Source organism: Paenibacillus sp. KS1, from assembly GCF_001680695.1.
Classification (GTDB): Bacteria; Bacillota; Bacilli; order Paenibacillales; family Paenibacillaceae; genus Paenibacillus_B; species Paenibacillus_B suaedae.
On the sequence record NZ_MAIS01000013.1, the window covers coordinates 1 to 22,194 of the forward strand.

Annotated in this window: 23 protein-coding genes; 10 read left to right on the top strand and 13 right to left on the bottom strand. The window is 45.5% G+C overall.

What is annotated here, in order from left to right:
• Window positions 1-212: 212 nt before the first annotated feature.
• The 3 genes from BBG47_RS06410 to BBG47_RS06420 all read right to left on the bottom strand — a co-directional run bounded on the left by BBG47_RS06410 (window position 213) and on the right by BBG47_RS06420 (window position 2,400).
• Window positions 213-989, bottom strand: a complete 777-nt coding sequence (locus BBG47_RS06410; protein ID WP_065291029.1) for a CPBP family intramembrane glutamic endopeptidase — start codon at window positions 987-989, stop codon at window positions 213-215.
• Window positions 990-1,118: 129 nt separating this feature from the next.
• Window positions 1,119-1,928 (bottom strand): MerR family transcriptional regulator, encoded by an 810-nt coding sequence (locus BBG47_RS06415; RefSeq protein ID WP_065291030.1) that lies wholly within the window; start codon window positions 1,926-1,928, stop codon window positions 1,119-1,121.
• 37 nt (window positions 1,929-1,965) lie between these two features.
• Complete coding sequence (locus BBG47_RS06420) at window positions 1,966-2,400, bottom strand: Lrp/AsnC family transcriptional regulator (protein WP_065291031.1); 435 nt, start codon at window positions 2,398-2,400, stop codon at window positions 1,966-1,968.
• 160 nt (window positions 2,401-2,560) lie between these two features.
• On the opposite strand from BBG47_RS06420, the gene BBG47_RS06425 reads away from it, so the two are divergent.
• The gene (locus BBG47_RS06425; RefSeq protein WP_065291032.1) at window positions 2,561-3,049 is read left to right on the top strand and encodes a VOC family protein; all 489 of its coding nucleotides are present in this window, start codon (window positions 2,561-2,563) and stop codon (window positions 3,047-3,049) included.
• A gap of 103 nt (window positions 3,050-3,152) precedes the next feature.
• Here BBG47_RS06425 and BBG47_RS06430 read toward each other — a convergent pair whose 3' ends face one another.
• On the bottom strand, window positions 3,153-5,714 hold the full coding sequence (locus tag BBG47_RS06430; RefSeq protein WP_065291033.1) for a discoidin domain-containing protein: 2,562 nt from the start codon (window positions 5,712-5,714) through the stop codon (window positions 3,153-3,155).
• Between the two features lie 311 nt (window positions 5,715-6,025).
• Between BBG47_RS06430 and BBG47_RS06435 the strand changes: the two genes are divergently transcribed.
• From BBG47_RS06435 to BBG47_RS06465, 7 genes are all read left to right on the top strand, one after another.
• Entirely contained in the window at window positions 6,026-6,628 is a 603-nt protein-coding gene (locus BBG47_RS06435; RefSeq protein WP_028533272.1) for a DUF4062 domain-containing protein, read from the top strand.
• Between the two features lie 134 nt (window positions 6,629-6,762).
• Window positions 6,763-7,275, top strand: coding sequence for a GNAT family N-acetyltransferase (locus BBG47_RS06440; RefSeq protein WP_065291034.1), 513 nt, complete (start codon window positions 6,763-6,765; stop codon window positions 7,273-7,275).
• Between the two features lie 16 nt (window positions 7,276-7,291).
• Window positions 7,292-8,017, top strand: a complete 726-nt coding sequence (locus tag BBG47_RS06445) for a response regulator transcription factor (RefSeq protein ID WP_083189117.1) — start codon at window positions 7,292-7,294, stop codon at window positions 8,015-8,017.
• Between the two features lie 19 nt (window positions 8,018-8,036).
• A complete protein-coding gene (locus tag BBG47_RS06450) occupies window positions 8,037-9,140 on the top strand; it encodes a sensor histidine kinase (protein WP_065291036.1) in 1,104 nt (367 codons plus the stop codon).
• Window positions 9,141-9,287: 147 nt separating this feature from the next.
• Window positions 9,288-10,223 carry an ABC transporter ATP-binding protein gene (locus BBG47_RS06455; RefSeq protein ID WP_065291037.1) on the top strand — a complete coding sequence of 312 codons (936 nt, stop codon included), beginning with the start codon at window positions 9,288-9,290 and terminating at the stop codon, window positions 10,221-10,223.
• 27 nt (window positions 10,224-10,250) lie between these two features.
• On the top strand, window positions 10,251-11,375 hold the full coding sequence (locus BBG47_RS06460; RefSeq protein WP_065291038.1) for an ABC transporter permease: 1,125 nt from the start codon (window positions 10,251-10,253) through the stop codon (window positions 11,373-11,375).
• Window position 11,376: 1 nt separating this feature from the next.
• Window positions 11,377-12,528, top strand: coding sequence for an ABC transporter permease (locus tag BBG47_RS06465; protein WP_065291039.1), 1,152 nt, complete (start codon window positions 11,377-11,379; stop codon window positions 12,526-12,528).
• A gap of 3 nt (window positions 12,529-12,531) precedes the next feature.
• Here the strand turns inward: BBG47_RS06465 and BBG47_RS31185 are convergent, their stop codons facing one another.
• The 5 genes from BBG47_RS31185 to BBG47_RS06485 all read right to left on the bottom strand — a co-directional run bounded on the left by BBG47_RS31185 (window position 12,532) and on the right by BBG47_RS06485 (window position 16,101).
• On the bottom strand, window positions 12,532-12,675 hold the full coding sequence (locus tag BBG47_RS31185; RefSeq protein WP_139070685.1) for a BBE domain-containing protein: 144 nt from the start codon (window positions 12,673-12,675) through the stop codon (window positions 12,532-12,534).
• 15 nt (window positions 12,676-12,690) lie between these two features.
• Window positions 12,691-13,317: a type 1 glutamine amidotransferase family protein gene (locus BBG47_RS06470; protein ID WP_065291040.1), complete on the bottom strand. Its 627-nt coding sequence runs from the start codon at window positions 13,315-13,317 to the stop codon at window positions 12,691-12,693.
• 110 nt (window positions 13,318-13,427) lie between these two features.
• The gene (locus tag BBG47_RS06475; RefSeq protein WP_065291041.1) at window positions 13,428-14,393 is read right to left on the bottom strand and encodes a helix-turn-helix transcriptional regulator; all 966 of its coding nucleotides are present in this window, start codon (window positions 14,391-14,393) and stop codon (window positions 13,428-13,430) included.
• Between the two features lie 36 nt (window positions 14,394-14,429).
• Entirely contained in the window at window positions 14,430-15,137 is a 708-nt protein-coding gene (locus BBG47_RS06480) for a DNA alkylation repair protein (protein WP_065291042.1), read from the bottom strand.
• A 127-nt stretch (window positions 15,138-15,264) separates the two neighbouring features.
• On the bottom strand, window positions 15,265-16,101 hold the full coding sequence (locus tag BBG47_RS06485; protein ID WP_065291043.1) for a helix-turn-helix transcriptional regulator: 837 nt from the start codon (window positions 16,099-16,101) through the stop codon (window positions 15,265-15,267).
• A 131-nt stretch (window positions 16,102-16,232) separates the two neighbouring features.
• Here BBG47_RS06485 and BBG47_RS06490 point away from each other — a divergent pair, with 131 nt between their 5' ends.
• Window positions 16,233-17,222: a Gfo/Idh/MocA family protein gene (locus tag BBG47_RS06490; protein ID WP_065291044.1), complete on the top strand. Its 990-nt coding sequence runs from the start codon at window positions 16,233-16,235 to the stop codon at window positions 17,220-17,222.
• An 18-nt stretch (window positions 17,223-17,240) separates the two neighbouring features.
• Window positions 17,241-18,023 (top strand): TIM barrel protein, encoded by a 783-nt coding sequence (locus BBG47_RS06495; RefSeq protein ID WP_065291045.1) that lies wholly within the window; start codon window positions 17,241-17,243, stop codon window positions 18,021-18,023.
• Window positions 18,024-18,195: 172 nt separating this feature from the next.
• On the opposite strand, the gene BBG47_RS06500 is transcribed toward BBG47_RS06495, so the two are convergent.
• The 4 genes from BBG47_RS06500 to BBG47_RS06515 all read right to left on the bottom strand — a co-directional run bounded on the left by BBG47_RS06500 (window position 18,196) and on the right by BBG47_RS06515 (window position 22,090).
• Window positions 18,196-18,510: a cupin domain-containing protein gene (locus tag BBG47_RS06500; RefSeq protein ID WP_021260746.1), complete on the bottom strand. Its 315-nt coding sequence runs from the start codon at window positions 18,508-18,510 to the stop codon at window positions 18,196-18,198.
• A gap of 40 nt (window positions 18,511-18,550) precedes the next feature.
• The gene (locus BBG47_RS06505; protein WP_065291046.1) at window positions 18,551-19,528 is read right to left on the bottom strand and encodes an ABC transporter substrate-binding protein; all 978 of its coding nucleotides are present in this window, start codon (window positions 19,526-19,528) and stop codon (window positions 18,551-18,553) included.
• 86 nt (window positions 19,529-19,614) lie between these two features.
• Window positions 19,615-20,442 carry a helix-turn-helix transcriptional regulator gene (locus tag BBG47_RS06510; protein WP_065291047.1) on the bottom strand — a complete coding sequence of 276 codons (828 nt, stop codon included), beginning with the start codon at window positions 20,440-20,442 and terminating at the stop codon, window positions 19,615-19,617.
• A gap of 190 nt (window positions 20,443-20,632) precedes the next feature.
• On the bottom strand, window positions 20,633-22,090 hold the full coding sequence (locus BBG47_RS06515; protein WP_065291048.1) for a hypothetical protein: 1,458 nt from the start codon (window positions 22,088-22,090) through the stop codon (window positions 20,633-20,635).
• Window positions 22,091-22,194 lie beyond the last annotated feature (104 nt).

Here is a 22,194-nt window from a genome sequence, read left to right on the forward strand (position 1 = left end):
CACTGTTCCTTTTTTATATTCCTCTAAATGAATATCTTCAAGAACAGCCCGCTGTTCCTCTTCAGTAAGGGATGTATATTTCGCTATGTACTTCACCAATAATTCCTTCATGCTTCTCCCACCTCGTAGAAAAGGTCATCTCCATTTCACTTTACCATTTCTTACAAAAAGGTTCACCCTTCAAGTCATGACGGAACCTGTATTCCCCTCACTTATTTGTACAAGCACTTTCTATCATTCAATACAACCAAACCTACAGCCACGATCAAATAGAATGGGGCCGTAACGACAATAATACGCAAAGGTTCCCCCAATTGAATCCCCATAAAATAATTAAAAAGCTGATGAATGAGAATAGGAATAATCAGATTATGATTCAAATTATAAAATACCGTTATCATGATCGAGACAGAGATAATGGAGACCAAGAAACAGACAATATACAGCACTAAATCCATTCCTGAATAGCCTGTCATCAGCCATAGCGGCCCATGCCAGAATCCCCAAGTGACCCCAACGATCAACGCAGATGTTAACGGACTGAACTTTTTCTGCAATTCATCGAGTACAAATGCACTCCACCCGAGCTCTTCCCCTAGTGGCCCCAGAATCAGATTATAGCCAAATACGAGAAGCAGTTTCGTCCAGGAATCAGCTAATTGCTCGCGTATGGGCACATTCCAAACTGCAGTTACTACGGAGAGACTCCCTATTAAAACAAATAATTGGAGCAAAATAACGCTCAGTACCGTTGATAAGCGTATCCTTGCACGAAATTGACCCTTTATAAAATCCATCAGGTTTTCTTGAGGCTTGATTTTACGGAACATCGCGATGAACACAAAGGTTGCCGTCCAAGCTGATAGCACTTTTACCACTTCGGCTAATGGTTGAGATTTGATCACCAACATGGATAACCCGATGAGAAGAAGAAACACATAGAATATGCCGTAGGTCCATAGAATATATCTTTTTAATATGCCATTCATATTAATCCCCGCCTGTAACTAGTTTATAAAACAAAAAACCAATAGAACAATTTGCGCGCTCATCCTCCACTGGTTTCCAAATATAAACTATGGTGTTACACCCAGGTCAATAGATCGATCATAAAGTCCCTATTTTCCCTCAACAGGAATATAAATTTCTAAAAATACGCGCTCCATGTTATCCAGATACGTGATCAGACGAGTATTCACAAATGCAACCCCTTTGGGTGTAAGCCCCTGTCCCCGTCCCCAGGCTAATGTATGTTCAAAAACCTGATGCTTAATATCCCCGCTCCCGTTTTGGAACCTGCCATCCTCCACAATCGTGTAGATGCATGAGGGAAACTCCAAATAGCGCCCTTCTTCTGTTGGCTTCGCTTCAAGCTTCTCCACAATGTACATCTTCGTATCCAGAAACCCAATCTCATCAAACGTAAACTGCCTCATGATTCTACTGAGAATATCGTCCTTCATCGAGTCCGTATGCTCCAATATAACCGGATACTCCTGAAAGGCAGTGAAATCCGATATCTCCCCAATCACTTTATAAGCGGGGAATTCCTTAATGGAATATTGGTTGAGATGGTGTTTGATATCCTCACAGAATTGTTGGGTTTCCTTTATTTTTTGAAGCATGTGTGCTTTCATCCGTATCGTTTCTTCTAATTTGCTGGCTTTATCCCCTAATAAAGCTCCAAGCTCTTCGATTTCGCTGCCTACCTGCAACCTTTTTACTTCTTTGATCGATAAATTTCTCTTTTTGTAAAAGTCAGCCACCATCAAGGTATAGATATCATAGTAGTCATATTGCCTATAGTGATTGGATTCATTTTGCTTTGGGTTCACAATCCCTTGTTCCTCATAGTATCTCAGGGCATCCCTAGTCACTCCAAGGATCTCTGATAACTGGCTTGTTCTGTATGTGTTTCGTTCCTCCATTTCAAGTAGGCCTCCTGATGTCCGTAATCTCCTCTATTCAGAGCAGCACCCTGTTCTCTAGAATATTTTTCATACTAATATGGGATTTTGAAACTCCGATTTTTGCAAGATCATCTTGAAACTGGGCAAGCTCCTCGATGGATGCCGTTTGTACCTTGATCAGATAATTATATTCACCGCTAATGCGATATAAATCCGTTACTTCCTTGGCATGTTCACAAAAATCAACAACCTCTTGGCACCGTTCCGTTTTTAACAAAATAAACGTGGTCGTCCCTCTGTTCAAATTCCGCAAATTAAATTGAGCCGTATATCCGGAAATGATATTTTTTTCTTCCAGCTTAATCATTCTTTCTTTCACGGATGGTTGCGACATAGCCACTTCTTTACTGATTTGGGAAATCGACATTCGCGCATTATTCTGAAGTAATTTCATGATCTTTTGATCAATATCATCAAACCCATTTTCCATACGATGCACACCTCAAATACGAGATTTTAATAAAATAAACTCCTCAGCCTGCATAGCCTTATATTCACATGCATTCTACTACATGTTCCTCACTTTTCGCATTCATTTTACGAATTCATCCCCCTATAATTAGAACCATCTCTGAAGAGGAGGCTTATAAATGAGTATACAAGGTCTTGCCCATGTGGCAATCCAAGCCAAAGATTATCAAGCAACCATTGCGTTCTATACGGAAGTATTAGGGTTTAAGATCGGCCATCACTGGAGTCTGCCATCCTTTCAAATTAAAGAAGCCTCCATGCTGATTTCACCTGACCAAAGAACTTGTATTGAGGTCTTTGATAACGACGCGGTCATTCCTGCTCAAGGCAAGAAAGCACAGTCTGATGATGAGGTAACTCATGGGGCGTTATTGCATCTCGCCTTCTATGTCCAAGATGTTGAGGATATGTACCAGAAAGCACTCGCATATGGAGCCAAGCCATTTATAGAACCGGCGAGTCTTTCCCTTGGCGAACCGCCACTTGTAGTCAGAAACGCTCTCATTCACAGTCCCAATGGGGAGGTTATCGAATTTATTGAAGATGTAGATTTTGATGTGTCCACAAAAAAACACCTCCAAGGTTATCTCCCCTATCTTGCGCTATAGGGGCATTCCCTTGAGGGTGTGTTCTTCTGTTTCGTGCTATGAAGGTCATACTTGCGTTTTACCTGCTTCAGTCTAGGAAAGTTCACACCATAAGGCTAGTGGATCAGCTGCCATAGACTTCGAACTCATAAAGCGAATACCAGTAGCCGGTACCCTGGTTCGTTGCATACATGCGGACATACCTCGCATTTACTGGTTCAAAGTAGATATCGTCAATGCCGCCGTCGCCCATCGATGTGGTATACATATCCGCCCAATTGAGGGCATCGTTCGACACTTGAATCCTGTAGCCCTTCGCATAGGCAAACTCCCAGTTCAGTTTGACATGATTGACGCGATATTGTTGTCCAAGGTCTACGTAGATCCATTGCGGGTTGGAATATAGACTGGACCATCTCGTCGTCGGATTGCCATCTACCGCTTTATCAGCCGTGTATGCGGCTGTCTCGTTGGAAGAAGCTGTTGCCGATTTATTTAGCGCTAGATTTGGTTTGCTGCCATAAACCTGGAATTCATACAAGGAGTATCCGTAGAAGGTGTAAGCCCTTTGCGTCCCGTACATTCGTACATACCTTGCATTCACCGGAGTAAAGAATATATCGTCGATACCGCCAACTCCATTCGTTGTCGTATATACATCCGTCCAGTTGACAGCGTCATTCGATACTTGAATCTTATAACCCTTGCCATAGGCAAGCTCCCAGTTCAATATGACTCGATTAATGTTATAAGACTGCCCGAGGTCAATCGCTACCCATTCTGAATCTGTAAACTGACTAGACCATCTTGTCGTCGCATTGCCGTCCACCACATTGTTCGGCGTAAGAGCTGCGTCTTGGTTGGAAGATGACGAAGCTGTCTTATTTAACGCTAGATTCGCTGTGGTGGCGGACCCAACGCTATCCCCATATACCTGAAACTCGTAAAGGGAGTACCCGTAGATCGTCCCTCGTTCCGTCGCGTACATTCTTACATACCTTGCCGTTGTTGGCACAAAGCCAATATCGTCGACTCCGCCAACGCCAGTTGTGGTCGCATAGACATCCGTCCAATTGGTTGCATCGTTCGATACTTGTATTTTATAACTCTTGCCGTATGCGGTCTCCCAGTTCAGCCTAACTCGGTTAACGTTATAGGCTTGCCCGAGATCGACGTAAATCCACTCCGTATTTGTATATTGCTGGCTTGACCATCTGGTGCCGAACTTATTGTCGACCGCCTTATCGGCGGATACAGAAGAACTTTGGCTGGAAGAGGCTACAGCCGTCTTGCCGCTTGCCAGGTTTCCTGGAATCGTGTACGTTCCTTTGGTGAATTTGTAGATGTCTTCGTACATTTGTCTACCGTCATAAATGCCGCTTACGCCGTTGTTGTTCTTGTTCTTATAGAGGTTATATATTCCGAAGATATCTTGGTACCAGCCTTTGATCGCCCCTGTCATGTACCCGTATTCTGCGCCAGCCTTTAAATAATTATCGAACCGGTTCTTAAAATCGGGGTCAGACATCGCTCTCTCGTCAAATTCCATTTCGATGCCTTGATTGTAGGTTTGAGCTTGGGTGGTAACATTGGTCATTCTCGAATAGTCTGAACTCGGGACGAAATAGTGGTTGGGCTGCTGGATACTGAAATCAAAGGTATAGTTTTGCGCGCTTTTGCTTTGCCCGGCACCAAAGTACGGAATCCAGCAATATTTCAAGCCAAGCGAGTGCAGATAGTTTCCAGTGTTATTGATCGCATTTACTTCACCCTGATTGCCGGTGTCGATATCTTCGTGGAACCAATAGAAACCCTTTAATTCAAGGTTGCTGTATTGGGCTTGGTTCCATTTACTTCGTACGTTGTCGATATACCATTTGGTTACCTTGGTTAAGTTGCTAGGATTGGTTTTTAAATTTTCACTGATGCCGTCGTTATCGACATCCCCGAAATTGGTTATTCTACTGTTGGGATAAGGTATCATAATATATACCTTGGATTTGTAGTTTGGTTGGTTTAGCGTGGCTGCAACCTGCTGGGTAGCTTGATTCAGGGCGTCCAGCTGTTGATTGGCAGTGAAAATACGGTTGATGTACCACTCCCAATCCGTCTTGTAGGTAAACTTGGCAGGGTCAGCCGAATCGCCGAAATCCCGATAGTCAGGCGTATTGATTCCTAGGAACAGGAACGAGTCAAAGAAGGTGTCGTCCATCACATTATTGCTGTTGTAGTGCGCAACATAAGGCAACAATGTATTTTTGTCATACGTGCCGATTTCTTTCCCCTCGTATGTCGTTCGTCCGCCGTAATATCCGGTGTACAACAAGGCCATATTCTTCACGTTTCCAGATGCCGCGGTGTTGGGTGGGAAATATCCCGTCGCAGCGGCAAGGTCAAGAGGCTGCTCTATGGCAGGCTGTGGCTGTTGCTCGAGATCAGATTGGGGCTGTTGATTGAATTCAGGCTGTGACTGTGGATCGGGATCAGGCTGAGGAATTCCCCCTTGCTCCGGCTGAGTAGGAGTTTCAGGCAAAGGCTGTTGATCTCCCTGCCCCTGCGTAACCTCCGGCGGTATATCCCCCTCTGCATTCAGTACCGATGGATGGACAGAAAAAACAATCGAGAAGATTAGCACAAGTGATAACAACAACGAACCTCGTCTTGGATACCTTTGACTCTGCTTCATTTTTCATCCCCATTTCTTAGATTGAAATGACAATTACGTTTGTACAAGTCTGGTACATGAGCCTGACCCTGACGCCCAATTATTCCAAGTAGCCTCTTCACCATAGATTTTATGAGACATTTTTATGCGCAGTAATAGATAGTTGTTTACTTTGATATACACTTCTTTACATCCCAAAATCACGATGACGATGTACCCCTCTCTCTCGTTTCCTTCGCATGTAACCTACACAGTATCGTTAAATATTGACACATAAAGTAATGTGACGGTATGATCCATATTAATTTCATTTCAATTTATAAAGGTGGCCTATGAAAAAAAAACTACAAATCTACATATCGTCTACTTTTTCTGATTTGGTTGAGGAAAGATACACCGCTGTAGAAGCCGTGCGTAAAGCTGGGCATATTCCTGCAGGAGTTGAGCTATTCTTCAAGGAAACTCCGATGAGCATTAGGAAAAGATGGATCGATGAATCCGATATATATATTCTAATTCTCGGAGGATTCTATGGTTTAACGCTTCCTGATGATGAATCAAAGAGTTATACGCATTGGGAATATGATTATGCGGGCGAAGTTGGTAAACCCAGATTTGCTTTTGTAGTCACAGATGAAGCATTAAGACAAAAGCCATACGACTTTGTAGTAGGGGAGTATTATGAGAGGCTCCAAGAGTTTAAACAATCCGTATTTGAGGAAGTACCTACCTATTATGTTGAAGACATACGGCACATTAAGATGGTTATGCGCGATCAATTGCCAGAGTATGAAAGAAGAGATGATCTGCACGGCTGGATTTCTGCCAAGGATGTCCCAGACGTACAAAAGTTATTGGAAGAGAATGCGAGTTTATTGAGAGAGAATGCTAAATTACAAGCTGAGCTGGAGAAAAATAAAAGAGAAAATCAATGATAGGGAAGTACAGTGCTTCATCGTCAGATGGGGGCTGTACTTTTTTTCTTCCCATAAAAATATCCTTTGAGTACAATAAATATCAAAAGATCTGGGGATAGGCCCATGGAATTCCATTAAAAAGGAGATAAAACATGAAATCCGCATATGAAATTGAAACCGAGCGTCTTGCTCTGCGCGTTTTTGAAGAAGAGGATGTTGAGGCTGCCAAGCGGTTTTGGGGCGATGAGGAAGTGATGCGGTACTGTCTTGGTGCCGCCGCCCATGAGAAGCTGCCTTTGACTCTTACAGCTTACCGCGAATGTCATCAGGCAAAGGGATTGTCCGTCTATGCGGTGGTGGAAAAAGAAACGCGCATGGTCATAGGAGCCGGCGGTTTTAATATATCGGGAGAAGTCCATGAGGTTGAACTCATTTATCATTTTGCCAAGTCAAGCTGGGGAAAAGGATATGCGACAGAAGCGGCAAAGGCTTGCTTAGAGCTTGCCAGAAATCATGGTGGCGTGAAGCGAATCCATGCTTCTGTTGACCCTCAAAATGCGGATTCCAGCAAGATTCTTGAAAAAATAGGCTTTACATACGCCGGCACGGAATGGTTCGAAGATACACAGCAGGAAGAAGCCATTTATGAAATCATGCTGAAATAAAGCAAGGAGGCGTATGATGAAAATTCGCGTACTAATCGCCGATGACAACTCATTCATCCGCGAAGGGATGAAGATTATTTTAACCACATTCGGGGAATTCGACGTGCTTGCCACAGTGGAGGACGGCCGGGAAGCCGTTGAATACTGCCAGGCTCATGAAGTAGATGTTGCCTTGCTGGATGTACGGATGCCGAATATGAACGGAGTCGAGGCCACCAAGCTGATTAGCGAGCAGACGGCAACCAAACCGCTCATTTTGACGACGTTTGACGATGATGAATATATTCTGGATGCCATCCGGTTCGGCGCAAAGGGATATCTGCTGAAAAACACCGATCCGGAGCGGATCCGCGATGCGATCAAAAGCATACACAACGGGCAGAGCGTCCTGCAGGATGTGGTACTGGAAAAGCTCAAATCCCAGATGTCAGGCTACCAGGAGCCGACGGAGAGTAAAATGTCCGTCCCGGCTGCATCCTCCGGAAAGCAGAAAACAGGAATCGGTACTGAAAAGGACGAGAGTTCTTCCAATGACGGGCCCTTCGACCGCAGTTTGTTTACGGAACGGGAACTGGATGTCATGTCGCTCATCGCGCAGGGCCTATCGAACAAGGAGATTTCCAAAGAAATATTTATTTCCGAAGGGACGACGGCAAATTATATCACAGCAATTTTGAATAAAACCGGGCTATCGCACCGGACACAGATTGCGATTTATTATCTGACGGGCAAAACCCGTTAGAGAAGGGAAAGGCTATCGCATGGAAGTTTGGACGGTTGGCAATAAAATGATCATGCTGCTGTTTGTTGTCATCGCTTCTTATATTACGGCGGCAGTGGCAGACCAATGGCTAGTATTCTTTTTTCTAATTTATTTGGCGCTGAATCTAATCCTGCATATCGTGAAGAAGAGCGTCACCAAGCAGATGATTATTATAGGAATTATCATCTATTTGATCGGTTGCACGGTTCACTATCCGTATTTTGCACTGCTGCTTCCGTTTAGCATGAATGAGCTGGCGTCCTTTCATTCGCGAAAAAACGGTTATTTGCTGATCGCCGTATTTCTTCCGATACTGCTTTTGCGCGGTGAAATGATGATTTTGTATGTCTTTGTAGCTGCTTGGAGTTTCTTCGGTTATGTGATGATCCGTCATTATATGGGGAGGGCCATCAAACAGGAGGATGAGCTTGAACGAATGCGCAAGGACGTGCAGAAGCTGGCGAAAAGCCTCAACGAAAACCGGGAATATGCCAGAGCGTCGGAATATATGGTCAAGCTGGAGGAACGCAACCGGCTGGCTCAGGAAATCCATGATGGCATCGGGCATGCAATGACCGGCGCCCTAATTCAGATGGAAGCGGCCAAACGCCTTCTGGGCAGCGATGCAGCAACAGCGGAGACGCTGCTGCAAAACGCGATCGGCATCTCCAAGGAAGCGATTGAAGAAATCCGGATTACACTGAAACATACCAAGCCGCCAATGGAGCAGCTTGGGTTCAGCCGTTTGAAGACCGCGGTTGAAGCTTTTGCAGGCCAAACGGGGCTCATGACCTCGGTCGTCCATGAAGGAAACATCGATCAGATCACTCCGCTTCATTGGAAAATTATTTATGAAAATGTCACGGAGGCTTTGACCAACAGTGCCAAATATTCCGGCGCTTCGGCCGTTCATGTGGAAGTCCGGGTACTAAACCGTTTTATTAAAGCCGTCGTAGCCGATAACGGCAAAGGTGCCTCCAAAATCGTCAAAGGCCTCGGCTTGATCGGGATGGAGGAGCGGACTGCACACGTCAACGGGACGGTCGTCGCCGACGGTACCCGCGGTTTTAGCATCACGACCCTGATTCCGTACGGTGACTAATGAAATTTCTCATTTGCCGTTAATCCTTCTCCTAACAAAATATGAATTTTCTCATGTAAAAAGGATGAACTTATGCACTGATATAAGAGCATCCTTTTTTATTATGATAAAGACATCAAAAGCACAACGAAACGGAGTGAAAGATAGATGAACGTATTAGAAATCCGGGGGCTTACAAAGAAGTTTGGCGATTTTATCGCTGTTGATAATATGTCGCTGTCCATTCGGGAAGGTGAGATTTTTGGTTTTCTCGGATCTAACGGAGCTGGCAAAAGCACAACGATCAATATGGTTTCGTCGCTGCTGCGTCCGACTGGTGGGGAAATCCGGATTCTAGAGAAGGACATCATGAAGCATAGCCGCTTTGCCAAAATGAACCTCGGCGTTGTTCCCCAGGATTTAGCGATTTATGAGGATATGACTGCGTATGAGAATGTAAGCTTTTTTGCAGGGCTGTACGGTTTACGGGGGACCGAGCTGAAGGAGCGGACAGAGGAAGCGCTGACGTTTGTCGGTCTCGGCGACAAGGCCAAAAGTTTCCCGAAAAATTTCTCCGGCGGGATGAAACGTCGCCTTAACATCGCCTGTGCTATTGCGCATAAACCAAAGCTGATTATTATGGATGAACCGACCGTAGGGATCGATCCCCAATCGCGCAATTATATTTTAACCTCGGTGCGAAAGCTGAACGAATCCGGCTGCACCATTATTTACACAAGCCATTACATGGAGGAAGTTGAGGAGATTTGTTCCCGTATCGCTATTGTGGATCATGGAAAAATCATCGCCGAGGGAACCAAGGAGCAGCTGAAATCAACGGTCACTGACGTCAAGGAAGTTCGCATTGAATTGAAATTGGCCCAAGGTGGGGAAAGCGAAGGTTTAAAAACCATTCCAGGGGTGCGTAATGTACTTCAGGATGAACAGGTAATTCGGATTCAGAGTGATGCCGCGGTGGATAACCTGAACCGGATATTGAAGCAGCTTATGGATAATGGCAAAGAAATCCGCGCGGTTGAAGAACAGGAGCCTAATTTAGAAACGGTATTCCTTACATTAACCGGGCGCAATTTACGGGATTAATATATCGCGGAAAAGGAGGTTGCCACGGTGAATATATTATCGATTGCATTAAAAGAAATAAAGCAGGATCTCCGCGATCGGCGTACGCTGGTGTTCATGCTGGGTTTCCCGATCGTTCTCATGTTAATCCTGGGTATGGCGCTGAGCAATGCATTCAGTTCCGATGTCAAAATCGGAGATCTGAAGGTTTTGATGAAGGATTCAACCGGCGGCGGAGAGCTTTCTCAAGCGTTTAACGCTTTTACGAAGGAAGTAGGCAAGACGGGAGTGATATTTGAGTCTCTTCAGTCTGGGATGGATGGACGAACGGAAGTTGAAAATAACCGTTATGTGGATTATGTCGAGTTGACTCCGCAAGGAATTTCCCTTTATGGCAGCAGCCGCGATACGATCGCAAGCAATATTGTGCAGGGGATGCTGGCTTCTTTCACGGATAAATATAATGCGGCTGTGGCGGTAGCCAAGATCGAACCGGCCCACACCGAGGCGGTGTTCGCGAGCGGCGGAACAGACTACATCAAAGAAATGTCCATAACGCCGAACCGAACGCCAAGCTCCGTCGATTATTATGCGCTCGCCATGACCGTGATGGTTGGCATGTGGGCGGCCATGTCGGCAGGCGGGCTGATCCAGAGCGAGATCAGTCGCGGCACAGGGAATCGACTTATCATAGCTCCGGTAAGTAAAGGCGAGATTTTTACGGGCAAGATTTTGGGCGGAATGATGACGAATGTATTGTGCGTGGCAGCGATGATCCTGTTCAGCAAATATGTGTTTAAAGCTTATTGGGGCAGCCATATGGGGATCGTTGCCATCGTTCTGCTGTCAGAGGTCATCATGGCGATGGGTCTTGGCCTTGCATGCGGCTATATGATAAAAGGCAGGGCGGGCCGCAATGTCGTCAGCTTGATCGTTCAGCTCATGTCTTTTTTCGGAGGAGCCTATTTCCCCATCGGCAATGATTCTGGCAGCGGCTTGATGGGATTCCTCATCAATTTGTCACCCATCCGCTGGGCTAACCATGGTCTGACGCAAGTGATTTACGGAAATGACGTATCGGCAGCCTGGCCGGTTGTTTGCATAAACATCGGCTTCGCCGTATTGTTTCTAGGTGCATCAATTGTCGTAATGAGACGCAGGGAGGGATTGTAACATGTGGAGTGAGATCTGGTTTCTAGCTTCCAAAACGCTGATTGCGACATTTCGCAAACGCAGTGCGCTATTAATATACTTCGGTCTGCCGATTATCGGTATTTTGGGTTCCATACTGTTGTATGGCCAACAAGGGCAGACACAATTACGGGTTGGCGTGGTTAACGATGATCAGGGTCAACAGATTGCGGCGGATACGATCGGTTTTGTGCAGCGTCTCGATCATGTGCAAATCATAAACGTTACGGCAAGCGAGCTGAAGGAACAGCTGGCTGCGAGCAAATTGGACAGCGGCTTGATTATCGACTCGGGTTATTCGGAGAGCGTGCTGAACGGGAATCCGGGCCATATTTCCATCGAATCGGTGAAAGGAGCTCAAGTAACGGCGTACATGAAATCGATGCTGCACGGATATATCGATAATGTCGCGGCAATGGCGAAAATTTCTGGAGGCGACCAAGCCAAATTCCGGAAGCTGTATGATACTTACCATTCCTCGGACTTTAAGCTGACGTCCCAATCCGTAAATGATACATCTGTAACCAAAGCAATGTCGTTTCAATCCATCGGGTTTCTGCTCTTGTTTATGATGAACTCTGCGACCGGGCTATCGGAGCTGATTTTGAAAAACCGGGAGAACCGAACCTATTACCGCATTCTCTCTTCTCCGATCAATGCGAGGACCTATGTGCTGGCGAATGTTTTGGTGAATATTATCGTCATGATCGCGCAAATTATCGTCGCTTTGTTCTTCATGCGGGTCGTGTTTAATCTGGATCCAGGAATCTCAATGGGGGAAATGCTTATTATTCTAACGCTTTTTGCGCTTGTATCCGTCAGCGTGTCGCTGGTGATTGTAGCTTTCTCCAAAAACTCGGCGATGGCTGGAGCGCTTCAAAATCTGATTGTGACTCCAACCTGTCTGCTCGCGGGCTGCTTCTTCCCGAGAAGCATTATGCCTGAAATGCTGCGCCGCATTTCCGACTTCATGCCACAGAGTTGGGCGCTGCAGTCGATCGACAAACTACAGTCCGGAGAAGCGATGGGCAATATCTGGTTTCATCTGACGATTTTATTCGCCTTTGCGGTTGTTTTCTTCCTGATTGCAACGTACAAATTCGGACGTAACAATGATACGAGAAACTTCGTTTAGCTTTCATGGTTTGCAGTGAAATATATTGGGGCATAAAAATAGCAAAAGAGGTTGTACCTGGGTAAGCCAGCGTGCAGCCTCTTTGTCTTGGGCAAAACGAAACATATTATGTGGATCATACTTTCGTTTCACCCGAAGCCGATTTATTTCATGCTGATACCTTTATTGGATTGAGTTCATCAACTCAAAGAAATATTGGGGTTTATGGGTCTTATTTAGACTATACCAAGCATCTAATGTTGTTTCTGAAAACACACCTAATGCTCTCAAGATGTGTGCAGAAAATTCCAATGGTGCTACTCCAGATGCCGTGATCAATTTCCCATCCGTTACAACTGACTCCCTCCTGTAATGCTGTTCGCCTGCATAAGTGGGACAGACCATCTTCAGGTATTCCAGATCATTGCTTGTGTGCTCGCGAGAATTCAACAATCCTGTCTGGGCCAATCCTATCGTAGCACCGCAAATCGCGGCAACCAGTATGCCTTCCTCTACACATCTCTGGGCAACTTGTAAGATCGGTTGGTGAATGGGTGCTGTCCATGTATCTCCACCAGGCAAAATCAATACATCTGTACTTGCTATGCAGCACTCCTCCAGACAGATATCAGGGAGTACCTTCAATCCACCCATCGTCGTTACAGGGGTCTTTTCATTTCCCACGGTAACTATTTTTGAGGGGGTTATCCCCTTTTTATAAAATCTTCCCGAATTCAATTCGGCAGTTACATAACCGATCTCCCAGTCTGCCATTGTGTCAAATACATACAGATATACCGTATTACTCATGTGTACGTTCTCCTTCTCTACCCAATATTCAACGGATTCCCATCATCTATCGGTAATCCATGATTGTCTTCATAATAAAATAACTTCACTGACAACTGCTGTCAGTGAAGTTATTTTCGTTGATAATATTCCATTAATTCTGATGCAACAGCAATAAGTTTATCCTTCAACTGCTGTGGCTCGATAACTTGAATCGATTTCCCATAGGATAAGAGAAGATGAGGCACATAAGTATCCATTGATTCTTCCTCAAGTACAAAGATTGCTTGATTTGCCGTCCTCTCTTGCAGATAGTGCCCCAAGAACCCGTGCAGACATAAGTCGTCCAATGCCTCTGCTCTGCCCTCGATAATTACAGAAAACGCTCTGTCCTTGCCCACCAAATCAGGCAGCAAGTTTTGCTTAACAAACTCACGAGCTGAAAAGGCTTCGGGACGCTTAAATCGGATGGACGTACGCTCGATTTGTACAATCCGTTCTGCCCGGAAGATGCGGAGCTCATTCCTTAGGTGGCAAAATGCAACGGTATACCATTTATTGTTCCAGTTCACTGTCCCATAGGGGTCTATGACCCTATGCTTGGGCTGCTCCTCCCGGACTGTGCGGTAATCGATTTCTAGAGAGCATTCCTGTTCTACAGCCTGCTCCAATTCCAGCAATACCGGCTGAATAGAAGGAGCTCCCCCTTGGTTGATTACTTCAAATCCTGCTAACTGACGATTAAGTGTGCGTTCCTGCTCCTGGTTCGAATACTTTTTCAACTTCGATGTCGCATTGTCTAATACTTCGCTCAGAGGATATCCAGCTTCTTTTGCAAAGATGGCAGCATGAAGGAGCGCCTTTTTCTCCTCCATATCAAATAGCAGAGGGGCTCTGATAAAATGATTGAGCAAGCTATATCCGCCATAATGACCTGAATCAGATACGATGGGCACTCCACTGGCACATAGTGCATCAATATATCGATAGACAGTTCTAATATTTATTTCTAACTTTTCGGATATTTGTTTGGCAGTCATTTTGGCGCCCGAATTCAGCAACCACAATATTGCCAGCATATTATCGTTTTTTGGCATCGCATAACCCTTCGTAATTCACTCAAGATTTAAGAACTAACACCTTACATATTTCCGTTTGAAGCCGATCTGCCCCTTCTCTACCGCCTTTTGAATATTCATGGATGCATTCAAGAACTTGCTCTTTCCAGAATCGCGATTGACCTCCACCGGGCCCACTTCCTTTGCGATCTCGACTACTTTATCATGAAGCGGCTGATAGGATACTCCCACGGTGTAGATAAAATTATTCATCGCGTACTTCGCACGTTCAGGAGCATCATGAATCGTATTTTTCACAAGTTCCAGCATATCCGCAATTTTGGCTTCAGAGAATTCACTGTCCGGGCGATTTCCGAGCATCCAGCAATAACAGCTCCAGCCTGCCGACCTTTTAAGCTCTATATCGCTTGCAATCCATTTATCGGAGACTTCCTGCGCAATATCTGTCTCTGCCAGCGTTACGGCTACCACATAATCAGATAGCATATAGAAATAGGCCTGATCAATCCACCGCTCAAAATCCACCGCAGACATTGCCTCAGGATCCGCGATTACCCCGGCAAAGTACATGGCGTCGTAATTCCCTGTAGCATAGAGCTCCTCCGCTAATGGCTGATTGCGTTTTATTTTCCGGAAGATAGGCTTCATCTGACCTGTAGCTACTCCAAAAAGCGGCTCGTGAGCGCCATTGGATAGGTATATTTTCTTGGTGCGTTCCTTGCCAAGAGCTTCAAGCTCTTGCATGACCGTCTCTAGATTCATGATTCATACTTACTTTACAATGGTATATCTTACGGAACAAGCCCGTCTACACTTCAATATATCATAAAGAAGACTGTATCCGATGAAATCAGAATCAAGACCACCTTACCGGTTATCGGTGACTCGGTTATTCCCCATATTGCGCTCGGAACTGCATTGGCGTCATGCCGGTCACTCGACGGAACGTATGGACGAAGTGACTATCACTTTGGAAGCCCACAGATGCAGCAATCTCCTTCACAGTAGGGCATCTCCCAGAGAGGAGCATATCCTTCGATTTCTGAATGCGAAATTGCAGCAAATATTGATAGGGACTTATTCCCCAGCTCTTGCGGAACAATAAATTCAGATACTGTGGACTGACCCGCAGTGTATTCGCCATCCGTTCCAGCCCGAGATCAGGGTTCCCGTACGCTTCTTCAATGAGCAAATAAATAGGAGCGAGCCTCTCATGACCTTCAGATAAGGAGGGTTCATTGCCAGCTTGTCCGAACTGCTTGATAAGCGTCAAAAAGGCATACACCTCAAGTGAACCATTGACCCCCGCAAGATCGAAGCTATGATTGCATTTATGATCGTATTGCAGATGAATTGCTGCGAGTGGCGAATCGGAACCCCAACTCAGTGGCCGCATGTGTTGAAGATCAAGTGACGCTGTAATGGGATTGGCGAGCGCCCCATCGAAGGTCATAAACCATGTCGACCAGATGCTAGTTTCCGCACGATAACTGTGGCTTACGTTTGGCTTGAGCAGGATGCCCTGATTCGGATACAACTTCACCGTTGTGCCGTTCACCGAGAATTCACCGACTCCCTCTACCGTGTGCAGCCAGTGGAAAGCGTGATAGCCGTGTTCCCGATAAATGGATCCCTGGTGCGTCATCAAGCCGACACTGCCCAGGTGAAGCGGCAGCCCCCGGTCACGCTCCGTTGTTATGAAATGCCTGCCATAGCTGATGTTCATATCCGCTCCTCCAGTTTCATTTTTCGATATTGAAAGCGTTATATCTGATATTTTATTACGGATTGGGTTCGATTAGAATAACTTACAAAGTTGATATTTATTATATCCTTGAAACGGGAGTGATCACGATTATGACGGTGAAGCTTGGATTTATCGGAACCGGAGGAATCGCCAATCATCATATCCGCAGCTTAGCTCAAATCGAAGGCGTATCCATGACTGCATTCTACGATGTTGACCTTGGCCGTGCACAGAAAGCGGCTTCAGAGCACAATGATGCGAAAGCGTACGCAAAGCTGGACGACATGCTGGACGACATGCTGGACGACAATAAGCTCGATGGCGTCTATATTTGCGTTCCACCACTAGCCCATGGAGATGCCGAACAGCAATTGATCGAACGGTCAATCCCTTTTCTTGTAGAAAAGCCAATCGGCATCAACCGCGACACTCCCGCCGCCATCAGTCAGGCGATCAAGGACAAAAAGCTGATCACGTCCGTCGGGTATCACTGGCGATACAGCGAAACAGCACACTTAGCTAAGAAGCTGTTGGCTGAGAGGACTCCCGGCATGGCGCTCGGATACTGGATGGGCGGAATGCCGATGGTGCCTTGGTGGAGAGTAATGACAGGATCGGGCGGACAGTTCGTCGAACAGACGACGCATATCGTAGACATGCTTCGCTTTTTGTGCGGCGAAGTGAAAGAAGTATATGCCGCATACGCGCTTCAAGCAATGGGCAAGAAAGTCGAAGGAACCGATGTCCCCGATGTCGGGACGGTTACGATGAAGCTTGCAAACGGCATGGTTGCCACCATTTCCAACACCTGTATGATGCCCATCGGCCACCACGTCGGACTCGATATCTACACGGACGAAGGTGTGCTCGAGGTGCGTGACACCTCATTGAAGGTGATCGAGACTGAGGGCGTTCAGACTCACTCCAATGGGATTGATCTCACTATCGCTGAAGATGAAGCGTTCATCCATGCGATCCGTACTGGCGATACCTCCCGCATTAAGTCCAATTATGAAGATGCCCTCCGAACTCACGAAATTACGATTGCAGCCACTGAATCTGCCGTCTCGGGCAAACCTGTACTGCTTGGTTCATACTAGTGATTGGAGGGATCGACTGTGAAGTTCTCATTGTGCATCGGCGCTTATAGCGGGAAAGATGTCATTTATCATTTGGAGAAAATTAAGGAGCATGGCCTGCACGGATTGGAGTATTATTCGTGGTGGAATCTTGATGATCTGAAACAAATCGCGAAGGAGCAAGAGCGCATCGGGGTGGGCATCAGCGCGACCTGCACGAAGTTCTTCAATCTAGTCGATGAATCGTTCAGAGACAATTATATCGCTGGGATACGCGATACGATTGAAGCGTGCAAGATTCTGAATGTCACTTCAATTATTTCTCAGACAGGCAACGAACTGGAAGGCTTGCCTCGCGAGGATCAGCGCTCCGCTATGGTGGAGACACTCAAACGCTGCGCCCCTCTGCTCGAGGAAGCCGGAATCGTCTTGGAGGTGGAACCGCTCAACGGACTCGTCGACCATTACGGACATTTCCTTCAGCGTTCGGATGAATCGGTGGAAGTGATCGATCGGGTAGACAGCCCGAACGTCAAGCTCGTCTTCGACGTCTACCATCAGCAGGTCACGGAAGGCAACGTCATTCGCAACGCTACCCATTATATCGACCGAATCAATCATTTCCACATTGCAGACAATCCAGGCCGCAATCAGCCAGGCACGGGCGAGCTAAATTACGTAAATATTCTGCGCGCGATTAAAGAAACCGGCTTCTCCGGATTTGTCGGACTGGAAGGCGGCTATACGATCGACACTGACGTAGCGGTGGAGCAATTTAAGCGGGACATTGTTACGCCAGTGTTCGGAAGCTTGCAGGCATAAGCTTATCGAAATCGATATTTGAACTCGAGAATAGCAAGGATTATCTCCCGCATTTGCAATGAAAATATGCGAGTCAGTCTTTTTTCCTCCCCCGTGCTGTCTGTAACGACAAGTTTAAGGGCCGTCCTTAGCGGATGGCCCTTTACTCTGTTTATTTCTTATGATTCAAAGCTTATCCTGCCGCTTTAGGTTCTATCAACATAATATGGCATTCCTTTTCGGTGAAAGGCTTCTGCTCGGCTCCCCCCGGGACAATAAACATCTCACCCTTAGAGATTTTCACCTGGCCATCACGAAAAGCAATGAACATTTCCCCTTCGAGCACAATAAATACCTTATCGGCACCTTGATGCTCGTGCCATATAAAATCCCCATCAATTTTAACAAGCTTGAATTGATAGTCATTTAATTCAGCAACAACTTTTGGAGACCAGAGATCGTTGAATGTAGATAGCTTCTCATTTAGATTAATAGCTTCGTAATGCATATTAAGCCCTCCTAGTTTTCGATGATATTCTCTCGACTTTTTAGAGTTTATGTAAGGCATTTGTTATATTTCGCAAAGCGTATTCGATAGCTAATGGGCCACCAGTAATAGCGGAACTATCCATTAAATAGACATTGTCCTTCTCTACGGCATTCAGTTTATTCCATACATTACTTTGTTTTAAGTCTTTCATTAATGTTTCCTTTTTTGTAATGTCACCTATAAGGAAAATATGGTCTGCTTGAACCGTTGAAATTCCCTCAAACGTATTAAATTTATTATTAGCACCTTTGAATGTATTATCTGGTGTAAGTCCCAGTCCCTTTTCTTTATCAAACGCAAGTGTATAGACAGGATTCCCTTCACCTAGAACATTAAAAGTTTTTCCATCCCAAGACAATATAAGTGCTACTGACTCCCCTTGAATCGACTTTAATGCTTCGCGCCCAGCTGTGATGTCCTTCATCATGGTAGTAATTACTTTTTCCGCTTCCTCTTCTTTTCCAATAATCTCGGCCACTGTACGGAGTCCATACTGCCAGTTTTCATAGATGTCCTTCGATTTCAGCGTAATGACAGGCGCAATTTTTTCTAGTGAATCATACATCTTCTCATGCTGTTCGGTTGCTAGAATGTAATCAGGCTCAAGAGCTAGAATTTTCTCAATACTAGGAGACACTTTATCTCCTAATTCCTCTGCTGAATCCAGCTTTCCATGTAAATAAGATAAAGTGGATAGATACTCTTTTTCCGTAGTAGCAGCAGGCGGCTCACCTAATGCAACCAATATTTCAGGGTAAAAGTACCACAACGAGGCTACTTTTTCTGGTTTTTTCTCGATAACAATTTCTTTGCCTAAGGCATCCTTAAATGTTCTTTGCCAATCAGTTGCAGCTGCATGAACTACTGATGCAGATGCGCCTTCTGCAGTGGAACCTTTATTTTCAGCAGGTGTTGCATTACAAGCCGCTAGTATGACTACTAGTAGGGAGAGTAACAGTCCTATCCTCTTTTGCATACGAAATGCCTCCAACATCATGTTATCTTTCATTTGCCATTAGTATAGTGAAGTCATTTGTAGATGAGAATGGATGCCTGTTGAAATTAGCATAGATTATTGATGAACTTCGCTCGATATTCAGTAGGAGAAACACCAAATTGTTTCTTGAACACTCGACTAAAATAAAAGGGATCTGCAATCCCAACCGTCTGCGCAATTTGTTGAACAGGCGCATCACTTGTAAATAGCATTTCTTGCGCCATGGTTATCCGATATTTTACTAAGTATTCTGCCGGCCCCATACCTGCATGTCTTCTAAATACATAAGAAAGTCGATTTCGATTAACATTATTGTGTTCTGCAAGCGATTCTATGGTAAGACTTTGATCATAGTATTCATGAATATAATGAGACGCTCGTTCAAATAAAGTAAGTGATTCACAGCTATTTTGCCTATTAGCAACACATAATAAAGCTTCGTTCAGTACATCGCGAAACAGCACTTCAGTCTGAAACATCGGAATTCCTCCACGCTGATTATACACATGCCACAGGCGCATAATTAATTCGATAAGACGAGGAGACTGTCCCGTTGATAATTCAAAATGCTGATGGGAAAAGCTTGACTCTTCTAGTTCTGAGTGACATATCCGGTATTGAACAAGGATATACTCCCAGTTGGCGTTGCCAAACAACTTTTGAGCTAGCTTCATTTTTGCACCCCCATGCACAACTTTGCCTGGCGACAGAATGTACGGCGTGTCATCAAATTGAAATTGTGTCTTCCCTGTAAGTGGAAATACGAATCCAGGAAAAGAATCTGTATAGTCAGCGTGAGGCACACCTGGATTTTTAGCATATCGATATACTCCTTCTACTTGAAAAGGAGTGTGAGCAAGATGCTCTGCTAACTGATTAACGTCGATTTTCACATTGCATGCCTCATTTCAAATAGTAGTTATTCGGTAAATAGGGAGTATCATTTCTATTTCCACATTATTGATAACGATTATCACTGTCAACCTGTTTGGACAATAAAAATGCCGTTACCCTGCAACTGTTCAAACAGCCGGGTAACGGCATCCGATCAAGATATTCTCTCAAAATAGGGGGGCGTGGCGATTAGAAATCGCGGAGTTGGTCGGTATATCCCCACAGTGCATGTTCATCTATTTCGAGCTGATTCGCCCGCAATTCCTCAACAATCTCGGACACAAGTGGAGTCACAGCATCAAAAATCTCCTCCCGTTCCTCGGTATAAATAAACACCTTGCGCTTGTCGAGTTTGTTAAAGCCTTCAATATAGGTAGAAAAGATGTGTTCGAGTTGCAACTGCACGTCCTGGGATGACATATCACCTGTCTGTGCTTGTGCTGCAAGCTCCCGTAGCTGCCCGCGTATCTGTTTGTACAGCGAGGCAGCCTTTTTCGCTTGCGCAGGTGTAATTCCTTCCCGGCCGTCCCACGCTCGAAATGGATTATCGAGATTGTCGGCGAGCCATTCCGGCTTGCGCGGTTGGCGAATGTACAAATCCAGACCTTGCTTGGCTGCTTGCTTGTAGGCTTGCTTGATCGTCTTGGCAGCATCATCCGGTAAGCTGGTCATCCACAATGTGTGCAGCTGCGGCAACTGATCCGGGCGTGGGAATTGATCTCCTGAAAAGCCAAACATGTCTATTGTCGTGAACATTTGAAGCTGTTCGAGCTTGTACAACTGCTCTATTCCACGGATATAGCCTGGGTTGCCGCCTACTCGCAAGCTCTGTAGTGAAGGAAACCTACCGATGACTTCTCCTAAATCGATGTCATCGACTGCGTACAGAACCAGCTCAGACAAATGCGCGAGTCCCCTTAAGCAACGATAGGAATTCACCGCCTCGCCATTCAACTGAAGCCTGATGCCGCGCCCTTCCTGCTCGTGCTTGATATGGACATCATGCTGCAAATCGATCCTTTCCACTTCTGCCTCGAGATCTAACTCCAGCTTGCAGATAAAATCATGCGTCCTTACATAGTCCTCCAGTGCAGAATTCCAATCGAAAGCCTTCAAGGATGTCAGACAAGACAGACGATCCAACTCTGTGTAGTCGGCTAGATCCGGGATCCGATCCAGAGAAAGCGATCGAAGACCCAATGGCACCATGACTCCAGTAATTTCTATCTGCTTGCTTCCGTCCGCCTTACTGGCCGCTTTAAAATTATGCCGTTTGTTCTCTGGAATGCGCTCCCACTGCAGCTGACGAAACTGCCTGTTCTCTCGATCCCAGTCTCCGTAACTTCTCGGCTGCTCCTGTACAAGAACTTCGAAATTCCCAATATAGGTATAGTTCGGAGGAATCGGACCCTCACTAATGAGATGATCCAGCTCATTCCAAAAATAATAATCTAGTATTAGCGGCTTTACCTGTTTCAGCTGATCAAGGGAAGGAAGCTCTCCTCCGATCCAATGTAGCATCAATGCAGCATAGCTGTCTTCTTTGTCCGCTTGGTTTGCGGGCAAGATATGCGTAATCTGGCATGCAACATAGGCATTCAATAGTGAATTCCAGAATCCGAATACGTCACCTGGTTGTATCGCCATTTGTTACTCCTTTCAAACTTCGAATGCGATCAAGGGCAAGCTGAAGCCGAAGTTCAGACTCTCCGTACCTCGCCATTTTCCATAACAAATCACCGTAACAGACC